This is a genomic window from Streptomonospora litoralis (assembly GCF_004323735.1).
GTDB classification, from domain to species: Bacteria; Actinomycetota; Actinomycetes; order Streptosporangiales; family Streptosporangiaceae; genus Streptomonospora; species Streptomonospora litoralis.
Genome location: NZ_CP036455.1, coordinates 2,451,999 through 2,464,999 on the forward strand (window position 1 = coordinate 2,451,999; position 13,001 = coordinate 2,464,999).

Annotated in this window: 10 protein-coding genes and 1 tRNA gene; 7 read left to right on the plus strand and 4 right to left on the minus strand. The window is 71.4% G+C overall.

Annotated features, from left to right (window positions below; translation table 11 throughout):
• Positions 1–30 precede the first annotated feature (30 nt).
• Positions 31–963, minus strand: coding sequence for a DUF1266 domain-containing protein (locus EKD16_RS10615; protein ID WP_131098238.1), 933 nt, complete (start codon positions 961–963; stop codon positions 31–33).
• 279 nt (positions 964–1,242) lie between these two features.
• Positions 1,243–1,316: transfer RNA gene (locus EKD16_RS10620), tRNA-Leu, on the minus strand.
• 124 nt (positions 1,317–1,440) lie between these two features.
• On the opposite strand from EKD16_RS10620, the gene EKD16_RS10625 reads away from it, so the two are divergent.
• The 5 genes from EKD16_RS10625 (at position 1,441) to EKD16_RS10645 (ending at position 6,742) form a co-directional block, all read left to right on the plus strand.
• Complete coding sequence (locus tag EKD16_RS10625; RefSeq protein ID WP_242677328.1) at positions 1,441–2,037, plus strand: ANTAR domain-containing response regulator; 597 nt, start codon at positions 1,441–1,443, stop codon at positions 2,035–2,037.
• A 429-nt stretch (positions 2,038–2,466) separates the two neighbouring features.
• Positions 2,467–3,936, plus strand: a complete 1,470-nt coding sequence (locus EKD16_RS10630) for a branched-chain amino acid ABC transporter permease (RefSeq protein WP_207391494.1) — start codon at positions 2,467–2,469, stop codon at positions 3,934–3,936.
• Between the two features lie 13 nt (positions 3,937–3,949).
• Positions 3,950–4,936: a branched-chain amino acid ABC transporter permease gene (locus tag EKD16_RS10635; RefSeq protein ID WP_131098239.1), complete on the plus strand. Its 987-nt coding sequence runs from the start codon at positions 3,950–3,952 to the stop codon at positions 4,934–4,936.
• Positions 4,926–5,813, plus strand: coding sequence for an ABC transporter ATP-binding protein (locus tag EKD16_RS10640; protein WP_242677329.1), 888 nt, complete (start codon positions 4,926–4,928; stop codon positions 5,811–5,813). The genes EKD16_RS10635 and EKD16_RS10640 overlap by 11 nt, the downstream gene beginning before the upstream one ends.
• 101 nt (positions 5,814–5,914) lie before the next feature.
• The gene (locus tag EKD16_RS10645) at positions 5,915–6,742 is read left to right on the plus strand and encodes an ABC transporter ATP-binding protein (RefSeq protein ID WP_131102345.1); all 828 of its coding nucleotides are present in this window, start codon (positions 5,915–5,917) and stop codon (positions 6,740–6,742) included.
• Positions 6,743–7,131: 389 nt separating this feature from the next.
• Here the strand turns inward: EKD16_RS10645 and EKD16_RS10650 are convergent, their stop codons facing one another.
• Positions 7,132–8,376: an ABC transporter substrate-binding protein gene (locus EKD16_RS10650; RefSeq protein WP_131098240.1), complete on the minus strand. Its 1,245-nt coding sequence runs from the start codon at positions 8,374–8,376 to the stop codon at positions 7,132–7,134.
• Positions 8,377–8,887: 511 nt separating this feature from the next.
• Positions 8,888–9,301, minus strand: coding sequence for a hotdog fold thioesterase (locus tag EKD16_RS10655; RefSeq protein WP_131098241.1), 414 nt, complete (start codon positions 9,299–9,301; stop codon positions 8,888–8,890).
• Positions 9,302–9,455: 154 nt separating this feature from the next.
• Here EKD16_RS10655 and polA point away from each other — a divergent pair, with 154 nt between their 5' ends.
• Complete coding sequence (gene polA / locus EKD16_RS10660) at positions 9,456–12,224, plus strand: DNA polymerase I (protein WP_131098242.1); 2,769 nt, start codon at positions 9,456–9,458, stop codon at positions 12,222–12,224.
• A 329-nt stretch (positions 12,225–12,553) separates the two neighbouring features.
• The gene (gene arfB, locus EKD16_RS10665; protein WP_131098243.1) at positions 12,554–12,994 is read left to right on the plus strand and encodes an alternative ribosome rescue aminoacyl-tRNA hydrolase ArfB; all 441 of its coding nucleotides are present in this window, start codon (positions 12,554–12,556) and stop codon (positions 12,992–12,994) included.
• Positions 12,995–13,001 lie beyond the last annotated feature (7 nt).

The following is a 13,001-nucleotide window of genomic DNA, read 5'->3' on the forward strand; positions in this document are numbered from 1 at the left end:
GGAAGGGCCGACCGGGGCCGGGTGCCGCGTTCACTGCGGCAGGGCGCTGGGCACACCTTCGTAGGGCACCCGCTCCAGGGGCATGTCCCAGGGCAGCCGGTTCCACGGACTCGCCGGATCGAAGGCCAGCAGCTCCAGCGCGGCCCACGTCCGCTCCCAGCCCGGCCCGCGCTGGGCGTAGGCGAGCAGGTAGCCGACGTGGAAGGCCTCCGCCAGCTGCTGCCATCCGGCGTAGCGGCGCTGCAGGTCGGCGGCCGTCCGCAGGAGCAGATGGCGCGTCTCCACTCGGCTCAGCCACTCCAGGCTCGCCCCGCCGCACGCCAGCCGGATGATCTGGGCCGAGCGCCACCACCGGTGTCCGGCGACCACCACGGCCGAGGCGTTGTTCTCGGCGCCGGTGACGGCACGCAGCCGCGCCACCTGGTCGGGGCTCAGGTGCACCAGCCGCTCCGGGGCCGAACCGTCCAGCCGCCCGCGCAGTGTCGCGGCGGCGAAGTCGATGTGCAGATCGGTGTCCTCGCCGCTGTACAGCTCCGTCCGGAGCCGTTCCACCGTCGCCAGCAGCGACGCGCGGTCGACCACACCCCACTCCCGTTCGAAGGCCCGCCGGTAGCGGCGGCGCAGCTGGGGGCGCTCCACCTCGTCCCAGGGCTCGGCCAGCGCGGTGCGGAACGGGGCGGCCACGGCGGCGGCCCAGCGCTCGGTGCTCAGCGGGGCGTCGGGGTCGCCCGTGCGCAGCGCGGGCGGTTCACGGGAGCCGACGACCAGTTCGGCGAAGGTGCCCGCCGCCAGCAGCAGCGCCGGAACGAAGGACCAGGCGGCGAACCCCGCGACGAGCAGCAGCACGGCGGCGAGAGCGAGCGGAGCCATCAGCCACGGCTGCCGGCGCTGGGACCCCCACGAAACCAGGATCCAGGCGCCGATCGACAGCGCTCCGGCGATCGCCGCCACCGCAGTCAGCACCAGGCTCTCCTCTACTCGCAGCGGACAGCCCTCCGCGGCGGCCTGCGGCGCCGCCCGAGCCGCTGTCCTGAACACGCCTGCCGTTCCAGGATCGGCGACCGGCAGCCGTCGTGGCGACCGAACTCACCGGTTGTGTTCGTGTTGTGGCCGCAATGTGACCGCTGGGGCATCCGAGCCGGTGAATGCAGCGCGGTGCGGCGCGACAGGCGCGAGGAGGTGAGGGGTGGTGCGGGAGGCGGCCGCCTCGACCGCGGCGCCCGATGCGGGCGGGGGCGGAAGTGCCCTGAGTGGGATTCGAACCCACACTGTACGAGGTTTGAGCTCGCTCGCTCTGCCGGTTGGCGTATCAGGGCTGCGCAGCGGGAATCCGAATGAACCGAGCCGTGCCACCGGCCTAGCGGCGCGGCGCCCGAGGTCACGCCTCGGCCAAAGTTCCCGTGGCCACTGCTCTGCATCCTAGCGGATCTCGATACCCTCATGTACGTGACGACGACGCAGAGCCGCGTGGTGATCGCGGAAGACGAGGCCCTGATCAGGCTGGACCTCAAGGAGATGCTTGAGGAGGACGGCTATGCCGTTGTTGGCGAGGCCGGAGACGGCGAGACCGCGATACGCCTCGCAGGCGAGCACCGGCCCGACCTCGTCATCCTCGATATCAAGATGCCCGTCCTCGACGGCCTCTCGGCGGCCGAGCGCATCGCCTCCGAGCGCATCGCACCCGTCGTCATCCTGACGGCCTTCTCCCAGCGCGAGTTGGTCGAGCGGGCCCGTGACGCCGGTGCCATGGCCTACCTGGTCAAGCCGTTCAACAAGGCAGACCTGGTTCCGGCCATCGAGATGGCGGTCAGCCGCTACGCCGAGCTTTCGGCTCTTGAGGCCGAGGTGAGCGGCCTTCAGGAGCGCCTGGAGACCCGCAAGCTGGTCGAGCGCGCCAAGGGGCTGCTGCAGAGCCGGCACGGCCTCAGCGAGCCGGAGGCGTTCCGCTGGATCCAGAAGAACTCGATGGACCGCCGGCTGACCATGCGCAAGGTCGCCGAGACCGTCGTGGAGACCCTGGGCGAACAGGGGGAGTGACCGCCCCGCCGGCGAGGGCGCCGGCGGGGCGGCGATCGCAGTCCGCGCCGTGCTGCGCGGGCGGCATATGCGCACACCGAAGCGGCCCCGGCGCGGATCTCCGCGCCGGGGCCGCTTCGTGTCGCCCGGGGCGGTGCCGGAGTCCGCGCCGCACGGTTCCCGCATCCGCCGCGCCATGACAGGGGGTGAGCGCCCCGGGGCGCCCGGTGGGCCTTTTCGGTCGCGCTGTGCTGGGGCGGAGCGCCGTCAACAGGAACGATGTCCCGTTTCGGTCACGGATGCGCACAAAGCAGTGACGTTTGGATCACGTGGCTTTAGACCCGCTGAACGACCAGGCTAAACCGGGCTAAACTCGCGCCACCGAACAGCAAACCTCCGGAATCGGACACCTGCCGGTTCCGGCCCCTGACGAATGCGCAAGGAGCGCGCGTGCGCACACGCCTCGTGACGGTGCTGCTCGCCCTGATCGCCGCCACCCTGGCGATCCCGGGGACGGCAGCAGCAGACACCCAGGGCGGTGCGTCGCTATTCGGCCAGATCCGTCAACCGGACAACGATGACGAGGGCGTCGAGGGCATCGACATCACCGTTTCGCAGGACGGCGAGCAGATCGGCGAGGCGACCACCGACTCCGACGGGAATTGGGAAGTGGGGCTGCCCGGCGCGGGCACCTACCACGTGGTGCTCGACGAGGAGTCGGTGCCCGAGGAATACGACGTGCTGGAGCTGCCCGCGGGCGCCGAGCGCGACGTCGAGGTCCGCGCGGACCAGCGCTTCGCGGTCGTCTACCAACTGGTCCCGGCCGGACAGGGCGACACTGACACCGCCGCATCGCCGAGCGAGTCGGAGTCCGCCGACTCCGAGGAGGGCGCGGGCGAGCAGGGCGGATCCGGCGGCGGATCGGCCGAAGGCGGCCAGGAGGAAGGCGTCGTCGACTCACCCGCGGCCTCCGCCGGCTCCGGGACGTTCGAACAGGTCGTCGGTCTGACCGTGGCGGGCCTGCTCTTCGGTCTGATGATCGCCATCTCCTCCGTGGGGCTGTCGCTGATCTTCGGCACCACGCGGCTGATCAACTTCGCGCACGGCGACATGGTCACCTTCGGCGCGATCATGGCGATGATCTTCAGCGGGACCTCGACGCTTGCCGCCCTGCACGAACCCTTCACCGGCACGCCCGTACTCGGCTTCGCCACGAACCCCTTCGTCGTGGGCACCGTGCTCGCCGTCGCCTGCGGCGGCCTGCTCGGCGGGCTCATGGAGCGCTTCCTGTGGCGCCCGCTGCGCCGGCGCAACGTCGCGATGATCCAGATGTTCATCGTGACCATCGGCATCGCCCTGCTGCTGCGGCACCTGCTGCTCGTCGTCTTCGACGCCAACCGGCAGAAGTACGTGCAGTTCCGCATCCAGGAGATGATGGAGTGGGGCCCGATCGCCATCACGCCCCGCGACCTGGCGATCATGGTCCTGTCCGTCGTGGTGCTGGTCCTAGTGGCGAGCATGCTGCAGTTCACCCGCATCGGCAAGGCGATGCGCGCGGTCTCCGACAACCGGGACCTCGCCGAGTCCTCCGGTATCGACGTCGACCGCGTAACCGTCTACGTCTGGGTGCTCGGCGGCGCGCTGTCGGCCCTGGGCGGCGTCTTCCTCGGTCTGAACCAGTCGGTGTACTGGCAGATGGGCTTCCACCTGCTGCTGCTGATGTTCGCCGCGGTGATCCTGGGCGGACTCGGCACCGCCTACGGCGCCATGGTCGGCGGGCTGGCGATCGGCCTCGTCGCCCAGCTCTCCACGCTGTGGTTCTCGCCGCAGCTCATGAACGTGTGGGCGCTGCTCATCATGATCGTCGTGTTGTTGGTCCGGCCGCAGGGCATCCTCGGCCGGCGCGAGCGGGTCGGCTAAGGGGAGACGGACGATGGACACGATGACGATCCTCGCCTTGTCCCTGGAGACGGCGATCGGGCCGGTGACGGCCATCTACGTGCTCGCGGTCATCGGGCTGAACATGCACTTCGGCTACACCGGGCTGCTCAACTTCGGCCAGGTCGGGTTCATGCTGGTCGGCGCCTACGGAGTAGCCGTCAGCGTGGCCACCTTCGGGTTGCCGCTGTGGGTGGGCATGCTGGCCAGCCTGGGCTGCTCGGTGGTCATGGCGCTGCTGCTGGGCATTCCCACGCTGCGGCTGCGGTCCGACTACCTGGCGATCTCCACCATCGCGGTGGCCGAGGTGCTGCGGCTGGTCTACCGCTCCGAGTTCGCCCGCCCGGTCACCGGCGGCGTCTACGGGCGGCAGAGCTTCGCCGACGCCTTCTACGCCGCCAACCCGCTGCCGTCGGGCTCCTACGGCATAGGCGACGTGGACTTCTCCCAGGACGAACTGTGGCTGATGCTGTGCACGTGGGGCCTGGTCGCGCTGGGGCTGGCGCTGACGGCGCTGCTGATGTTCAGCCCCTGGGGCCGTGTCATCAAGGGCATCCGCGAAGACGAGGACGCCGTGCGCAGCCTCGGCAAGGACGCCTTCACCTACAAGCTGCAGAGCCTGGTCTTCGGCGGCGTCTTCGGCGGTCTGGCGGGCGCGATGATCGCGCTGAACCAGCAGAACATCACCGCCGACCAGTTCATGCCGCAGGTCACCTTCTACCTGTGGGCGATGCTCCTGCTCGGCGGTGTCGGCACCATCTGGGGCCCGGTCATCGGCCCGGTCATCATGTGGTTCCTGCTCACGCTCTTCGACGAGACGCTGCGCGCCCTGATCTCCTCGGACATGCTGCCGCTTCTGGAGACGGCGGACTCCGGGGCGCTGCGCCACGCGCTCGTCGGGGTCGTGCTGATGCTGCTGATCGTCTACCGACCGCAGGGACTCGTCGGAAACCGCAAGGAGATGCTGGTCAATGTCAAGTGAGGCGACGCGCGGCACGCCGCCGGCGAGCGAGGACCGGATGGCCGGTGCCGAGCCCGCGGTCGGCTCGGCCAAAGCCGACGCGATCCTGCGGGCCGACGGCATCCGCCGCAACTTCGGGGGCCTGACCGCTGTGGACGTGGGCCACCTGGAGGTCCAGCGGGGCACCATCACCGCGCTGATCGGACCCAACGGCGCCGGCAAGTCCACCCTGTTCAACGTGCTTACCGGCTTCGACCGCGCCGACGCGGGGGAGTGGTCCTTCCAGGGCCGCAGCCTCAACGGCACGGCCGGCCACAAGGTCGCCCGGCGCGGCATGGTGCGCACCTTCCAGCTCACCAAGGCGCTGACCCGCCTGACCGTGATGGAGAACATGCTGCTGGCCGCGCCCGGCCAGCTCGGCGAACGCTTCCTGGGGACCTTCGCCTACTGGCGGTGGCGCCGGCAGGAGGCCGCCAACCGGGAGCGGGCCATGGAGCTGCTGGCGCGCTTCAAGCTCGACGCGAAGAGGGACGACATCGCCGGCAGCCTCTCCGGCGGCCAGCGCAAGCTGCTGGAGATGGCCCGCGCGCTCATGGTCGACCCGGCCATGGTGATGCTGGACGAGCCGATGGCCGGGGTGAACCCCGCTCTGGTGCAGTCGCTGCTGGAGCACATCACCTCGCTGCGCGACGAGGGCACCACCGTCCTGTTCGTCGAGCACGACATGGACGTGATCATGGGCATCAGCGACTGGATCGTGGTCCTGGCCCAAGGCCGGGTGATCGCCGAGGGCCGCCCGGCGGACATCCGCTCCAACGAGCAGGTCGTCGACGCCTACCTGGGCGCCCACCACGACGAGCCCGACAGCGGCGCGCCGTCGGGGAAGGAGGGGCAGTGAGCGGGTCCACGGCAGCCGGCGCCCCCGGCGAGGAGCCCCGGGGCGCCGAGCAGGAGGCGGCGGGCGACGACCGCGGCGCGGGGCCGCCCGGCCACGAGCAGATCGACCACCCCCCGGAGAACCGGGAGGAGGCCGGCCTGCTCCAGGCGCACCGCGAGGAGGTCCTCGAACACGCCGGACCGGCCGAGGGCGTCGGCGACCATTCGCAGTACCTGCTGGTCGCCGACGACGTCAAGGCGGGCTACGTCCCCGGGGTGAACATCCTCAACGGGTGCACGCTGACCCTGCGCGAGGGCGAGGTCGTCGGCATCATCGGGCCCAACGGCGCCGGCAAGTCCACCCTGATCAAGACGGTTTTCGGGCTGCTGCCGGTGCGCGGAGGCGCCATCACCCTGCGCGGCGAGAGCATCGTCCGGCGCAGCGCCCACCAGCTCGTCTCCAGCGGAGTGGGCTACGTGCCCCAATCCCAGAACGTGTTCCCGAGCCTGACGGTCGAGGAGAACCTGGAGATGGGCGTGTTCCTGCGCCCGAAGATCCTCCAGCGGCGCCTGGCCGCCGTCGCCGAGCTCTTCCCGCTGCTGGGCGAGCGGCGCAAGCAGAAGGCCGGTGCGCTCTCCGGCGGTGAGCGCCAGATGGTGGCCATGGGGCGCGCCTTGATGATGGAGCCCTCGGTGCTGCTATTGGACGAGCCCACGGCCGGGCTCTCGCCGATCTTCCAGGACGAGGTGTTCCACCGCGTCCGCGAGATCAACGCGACCGGCGTCTCGGTGGTCATGGTCGAGCAGAACGCCCGCCGCTGCCTGCAGGTCTGCGACCGCGGCTACGTACTCGACCAGGGGCGCAACGCCTACACCGGCACCGGGCGCGAGCTGCTGGACGACCCCAACGTCGTCGAGCTCTACCTGGGCACGCTGGCCAAGTCCGGGTAGCCGCCGGCTCTCGCCGCGGTCCGCGGGGGCGGTGCACCGGCACCGCCCCCGTCGCATGTCCGGCTGGAGGCGCCCTCCCGCGAACCCGGGCACCCCGGCAACCACGGGGAGGAACCTCCGGGGGCCACAGGCGGCGGCGACCGCGGAGTCGCGGCATTTCGCGGGAATGGGCCGCGACCGCGCGAAGCGCTGTGCGCCGACTCGCCGCCGAGCGGGGGCCGCACGTACGGGTCCCGCCCCTGGCCCCTGGCGCCTGCGAGCCGCGCGAAAGGCCCCCGGCGGTCTCTGGGACCACCGGGGGCCGGGTGCGGCCGGTGCCGCACGGAGCCGCACTGTGCACGTGCCGCGGAGCGGGCCGCGAGCGCCGGGGGCGGACCCCTCGGCGCCGGTTACGCCTGGGAGTCCACGGTGATCTCGTCCTGCTGGCTGTGCTCACCCTGGTCGTTGAAGCCGTAGATCTGGAACGTGGCCGAGGTGACGTTGCCGTCCTGGTCGAAGTTGATCGGCCCGCTGACACCCTGGTAGTCGATGTCCTCGCCCTCAGCGATCAGGTCGCGGCACTCCTCGAAGGAGGAGCACTCCGTGCCCTCCTGCGAGACCGCGCCCATCTCCTCGACGAAGACCGTCGGGTCGGTGCTCTGGGCCTGCTCGGCGGCCAGCGCCGTGACGATCCCGCAGTCGTAGACCTGGCCGGAGAACTGGAGGACCTCCAGGTCCTGGTCGAAGGACTTCAGGCCGTCGAGGAACTCCTGCTGGCCGTTGGCGGGGGCGGTGCCCTGGAAGCCGGCGAGGGTGCTCGGGTCCTGGGCGTCGACCTTCTCGGCCAGGGTCTCGTCGTTCAGGCCGTCCGTGCCGTACATCTGGTCGGCGCCGACACCGGACTCGATCAGCCCGGTGATGATCTGCACGCCCTCCTCGAAGGAGACCATGACCACCGCGTCGGCGTCGGCCCCGGCGACGTCGCTGACGACCGAGTCGAAGTTGGCGGTGTTGGGGTCGTAACCCTGGTTGTAGGCGACCTCGATGCCGTTCTGCTTGAGCGCCTCGGCCGTGGCGTTGGCCAGTCCCTCGCCGTAGTCGTCGGCGCGGTAGGTGATCGCGACGCTCTGGTGGCCGTCGGAGGCGATCTTCTGGGCCAGGACCGGGCCCTGCATCGTGTCGCTGGGCGCGGTGCGCCAGTAGTAGCCGGTCTCGTCCTCGGCGGCCAGGCCCGGCGCCGTGTTGGAGCCGGAGCACTGCACGACCTCGGCGCCGGTGACGGTGTCCATGATGGCCTGGGTCATGCCCGAGGCGGCCGCGCCCAGGATGATGTCGGCGTCCTGGTCGACCAGGCGCTTGGCGGCGTCGTTGGCCTGGGCGGCGTCGTTGGCCTCGTCGCCGCTGAGGATGTCGGGCAGTTCGGTGCCCATGACCCCGCCGGCGTCGTTGATCTCCGACAGCGCGTACTTGGCGGCGCTGATCTGCGGCGGGCCCAGGTGGGACAGGTCGCCCGTCTCAGGGAAGACGTATCCGTACTGCAGCGGCTCGCCGCCGCCGTCTCCGCCGCCTTCTGCTCCGCCTCCGCCGCAGGCGGTCAACCCAAGGGTGAGGGCCGCGGCCGCCGCGGTGAGGCTGAGGGCCTTCTTGCTCGGCATTGAGGTCTCTCCGTTCAACCGGCTGGGTAGCGCTGGGGGTGCGCCCTGGCCACTGCGAGGGTGATCGCGCTTAACCACGGGCGTTAGCGGAGCTTAATCACAAGCGTTCACGTTCCGGTAGATCGGATCTCATGTCGGTGCCGAGTCGGGTTCATGCCGTTATCTCTCCGTAGTGCCGCATTGGTGAGAAACCCGCTGTTCACAGCCGCTTTTCACGATTCGCGCCGTGATCATGGCCCTCGGTGACCACGCGCTGTGCGCAGCGGCGCGATGCGTGCGGGCCGGGTGGCCGCAGCAGGGCCGCAGCCAGGGACGTACGGACGGAACCGCGGCGGGCGGGGCAGCGGATCGGCCACCGCGACCGCGCGCATCCCAGCGGCCGCAGCCCCGGCCCCGCCGGAGGCAGGCCGCCGGCCGCCGTCGCACCCGCTTCGGGCAAGAAGCCGCCCATCGTCGCGCCCTGCAGTGTCAACGCGCCCCGGTAGAACAGCGGGCTCGCAGGGCAGGGTGCTCAGGCGTCCCTGATGATGCAGGTCAGCCGCGACGTGCACACCCGGCGGTCCCGATCGTCGGTGATGACGATGTCCCAGCTCGCCAGCGAGCGGCCGCGGTGGACCGGCGTGGCGACACCCGTGATGTGGCCCGAGGTGGCGCTGCGGTGGTGGGTGGCGTTGATCTCGATGCCCATCGCGATGCGCCCCTCGCCCGCGTGGATCATCGAACCGACCGACCCCAGCGTCTCGGCCAGCACGCACGACGCACCGCCGTGCAGCAGGCCGTAGGGCTGGGTGTTGCCGTCGACCGGCATCCGCCCGACCACGCGCTCGGCCGAGGCCTCCAGCATCTCCAGGCCGAGCCGCTCGCCGAGGTCGCCTCCACCGCCGCCGCCCAGCATCCCGGCCAGCCGGTCCGCGTCGATCGCCATGCTCTTTCCGCCTCCCGTTGTGAAGAGGGGCCGGCCGCCCGCGGCGGGCGCCGGGCGCCCCGCACCCCTGCCGTCGGCCCTCGCGGCGGCGGGCCCGGCCCCCACCCGAACGGCGCAACGCGCAAATGTCCGCACGGCATCCTAGGATTCACCTGTGGCGACGACACAGCAGACCCCCGGACAGAACGGTACGCCCACGAGCCGGCAGGGCCCGCCCGAGTGCGGGCGGCTGCTGCTGCTGGACGGGCACTCCATGGCCTTCCGCGCGTTCTACGCGCTGCCGGTCGAGAAGTTCACCACCAGCACGGGCCAGTCCACCAACGCCATCTACGGCTTCACCTCGATGCTGATCAAGCTGCTGCGCGACGAGCAGCCCACCCACATCGCGGTCGCCTGGGACCTCTCCGGGCCCACGTTCCGGGACGAGATCTACACCGACTACAAGGCCGGCCGCGCCGAGGCCCCCGCGGAGTTCCCCTCGCAGGTGGAGTTCGTCCAGGAGCTGCTGCGGATGCTGGGCGTCACCAGCGTCTCCGTAGCCGGCTACGAAGCCGACGACGTCATCGCCACCCTCACCGCCCGCGCCCGCGAAGAGGGCATGGAGACCCTCATCGCCTCCGGCGACCGGGACGCGTTCCAGCTGGTCGACGAGAGCTGCACGGTGCTCTACCCCGGCCGCAGTGTCTCCGACCTCACCCGCATGACCCCCGAGGCCGTCGAGACCAAGTACGGCGTGCCGCCCGAGCGCTACCGCGACCTCGCCGCCCTTGTCGGCGAGAAAGCCGACAACCTGCCCGGCGTTCCCGGAGTGGGCCCCAAGACCGCCGCGAAGTGGATCACCAAGTACGGGTCGCTGGACGAGCTGGTCGCCCGCGCCGACGAGCTCACCGGCAAGGCCGGGCAGAACCTCCGCGACCACCTCGACCAGGTACTGCGCAACCAGCAGCTGAACCGCCTCGACCCCGACGTCGAGGTCGAGCGCCCCGTGCGCGAGCTCACCCCCGGCGAGGCCGACCGCTCGGGCGTGCACACCCTCTTCGACAACCTGGAATTCGCCTCCACCCTGCGCGACCGCCTCTTCGCCGTCCTGGGCGACACCGAGGAGGGCGCGCCGGAGGCCGCCGACGAAGGGTTCACCGTCGACCTCACCGTGCCCGCGCCCGGCGCGCTCGGCGCCTGGCTGGAGGCCAACGCCTCCGACGGCGCGCGCTGCGGGCTGGCCGTCGCGGGCACCTGGGGCGCGGGCACCGGCGGCGTCGGCGGTCTGGCCCTCGCCTCCGGCTCGGGCCCGGCGATCTTCGTCGACCCCGCCGACCTGGGCGCCGAGGACACCGCGGCACTGGCCTCCTGGCTCGCCGACCCGGAGAGCCCCAAGGCCCTGCACGACGCCAAGGGCCCGCTGCTGGCGCTGTGGGCGCAGGGTTTCGAGCTGCACGGCCTCACCAGCGACACCGCGCTGGCCGCCTACATCGTCCAGCCCGGCGGACGCAAGTTCGAGCTGCCCGACCTCTGCCGCCGCTTCCTCAACCGCGAGCTGGGCGAACAGCAGGGCGACTCCGGCCAGCTCTCCCTCGACATCGGGGGTGCGGTTGCAGACGACGACCACCGCGGGGCAGAGCGCCTGGAACTGGCGACCCGCGCCCGCGCCACCCTCGACCTGGCCGCGGGACTCGACCTCGATCTGGACAAGCGGGGCGGCGCCGCGCTGCTGCGCGACGTCGAGCTTCCGCTGCTGCGCGTGCTGGCGCGCATGGAGCGCACCGGAATCGCCGCGGACCGCGGCTACCTCGACTCGCTGGAGGAGGAGTTCGCCGCCGCGGTGCGCCAGGCGGTCGACGAGGCGCACCGGGCGGTGGGCCGGGAGTTCAACCTGGGCTCGCCCAAGCAGCTCCAGCAGATCCTCTTCGAGGAGCTGGACCTGCCCAAGACCAAGCGCATCAAGACCGGCTACACCACCGACGCCGACGCGCTCGCGTGGCTGGCCGAGCGCACCGACAACGAGCTGCCGGTCATCCTGCTGCGCCACCGCGACCAGACCCGGCTGCGCACCACCGTCGAGGGCCTGATCAAGACCATCGCCGAAGACGGCCGCATCCACACCACCTACAACCAGACCGTCGCCGCCACGGGCCGCCTCAGCTCGGTCGAGCCCAACCTGCAGAACATCCCGGTGCGTACCGACGCCGGCCGCCGCATCCGGCGCGCCTTCGTGGTGGGCGAGGGCTACGCCGACCTCCTCACGGCCGACTACAGCCAGATCGAGCTGCGGATCATGGCCCACCTCTCCGAGGACGAGGCGCTCATCGAGGCGTTCCAGACCGGTCACGACTTCCACGCCGAGATCGCGGCACGGGTGTTCGGCATCGGCGTCGACGAGGTCGACGGCGAGGCCCGCGCCCGGATCAAGGCGATGAACTACGGCCTGGCCTACGGGCTCAGCGAGTACGGGCTCTCTCAGCAGCTGGGCATCACCCCCAAGGAGGCCAAGGGCCTCATGGACGACTTCTTCGTCCAGTTCGGCGGCGTCCGCGACTACCTGCGCGCCGTCGTCGACCGCGCCCGCCGCGACGGCTACACCGAGACCATGCTCGGTCGGCGCCGCTACCTGCCCGACCTCACCAGCGACAACCGCCAGCGCCGCGACATGGCCGAGCGCATGGCGCTGAACGCGCCCATCCAGGGCTCGGCCGCCGACATCATCAAGGTCGCCATGCTCGACGTCGAAGCCGGGCTGCGCGAGGGGGGTTACCGCTCGCGGATGCTGCTTCAGGTGCACGACGAGCTCGTACTGGAGGTCACCGAGGACGAGCTCGACAACGTCCGGAAACTGGTTTCGGAAAAGATGTCGGGCGCCTATGATCTCCGGGTGCCGCTGGCCGTTTCGGTGGGAATCGGCCGCGACTGGCACGACGCCGCGCACTGAGCGCCTGCGGCCCGCTGATCGGGAATCCCCAGCCGGTCGGCCCGTTGCGGATGCGGTGCCGGATGCCCGGCGAGGAACCTGCCGGGATGGCTCGGAGCCGGTACCACCGCGGGTTGCGGCAACGGCCGGCAGCTCGCTCAGCGGGCGGGACAGCTTGCCGTCTAGCGCACGCCGCACCTGTCAGGCCGGGCATCGCCGTCGGGCCGTGCCCCGTTTCCGCGGCCGGGGTGGCGGCGGCGTGATCGGCGGGTATGCCGACAGAGCGGTCGTGTGACAGCGCCGGCAGCCGGCTCGGCGGTCGGTCGGGAGCCGAAGGGAGGCGGTGCGCTATGCCGTCGGACACACGCGGAGGCGGGCGCGAAGCACCCGCGGTCGGGCTGCGCGACAACGAACTCGCCTGGCGCTTCTCCCGCTCCGGCGGTCCGGGCGGCCAGCACGCCAACACGGCCGACACCCGGGTTTCGCTGTCGCTGGACGTCGCCGCCACCGAGGCGCTCACCTCCGAGCAGCGCGAGCGGGCACTGCGCCGGCTCTGTGGACGGCTGAGCGGGACCGTGCTGACCGTCACGGTCGAGGAGCACCGATCCCAGGCACGCAACCGCGAACTCGCCCGGGAGCGGCTCGCCGAGGTGCTTGCCTCCGCCGCCGCCCCCGGTCCCCGGTCGCGGCGGCCCACCAAGCCCACCCGCGGCTCCAAGGAGCGCCGCCTCGCCGCCAAGAAGCGCCGTTCCCAGGTCAAGCGGATGCGCGGGCGCGGCGGCGAGGATTGAACCGCGA

Coding starts and splice junctions, on each gene's coding strand:
- EKD16_RS10625 (WP_242677328.1), top strand. CDS start 1,441: ATGTACGTGACGACGACGCAGAGCCGCGTGGTGATCGCGGAAGACGAG.
- EKD16_RS10635 (WP_131098239.1), top strand. CDS start 3,950: ATGGACACGATGACGATCCTCGCCTTGTCCCTGGAGACGGCGATCGGG.
- EKD16_RS10640 (WP_242677329.1), top strand. CDS start 4,926: ATGTCAAGTGAGGCGACGCGCGGCACGCCGCCGGCGAGCGAGGACCGG.
- EKD16_RS10650 (WP_131098240.1), bottom strand. CDS start 8,376: ATGCCGAGCAAGAAGGCCCTCAGCCTCACCGCGGCGGCCGCGGCCCTC.
- EKD16_RS10655 (WP_131098241.1), bottom strand. CDS start 9,301: ATGGCGATCGACGCGGACCGGCTGGCCGGGATGCTGGGCGGCGGCGGT.
- arfB (WP_131098243.1), top strand. CDS start 12,554: ATGCCGTCGGACACACGCGGAGGCGGGCGCGAAGCACCCGCGGTCGGG.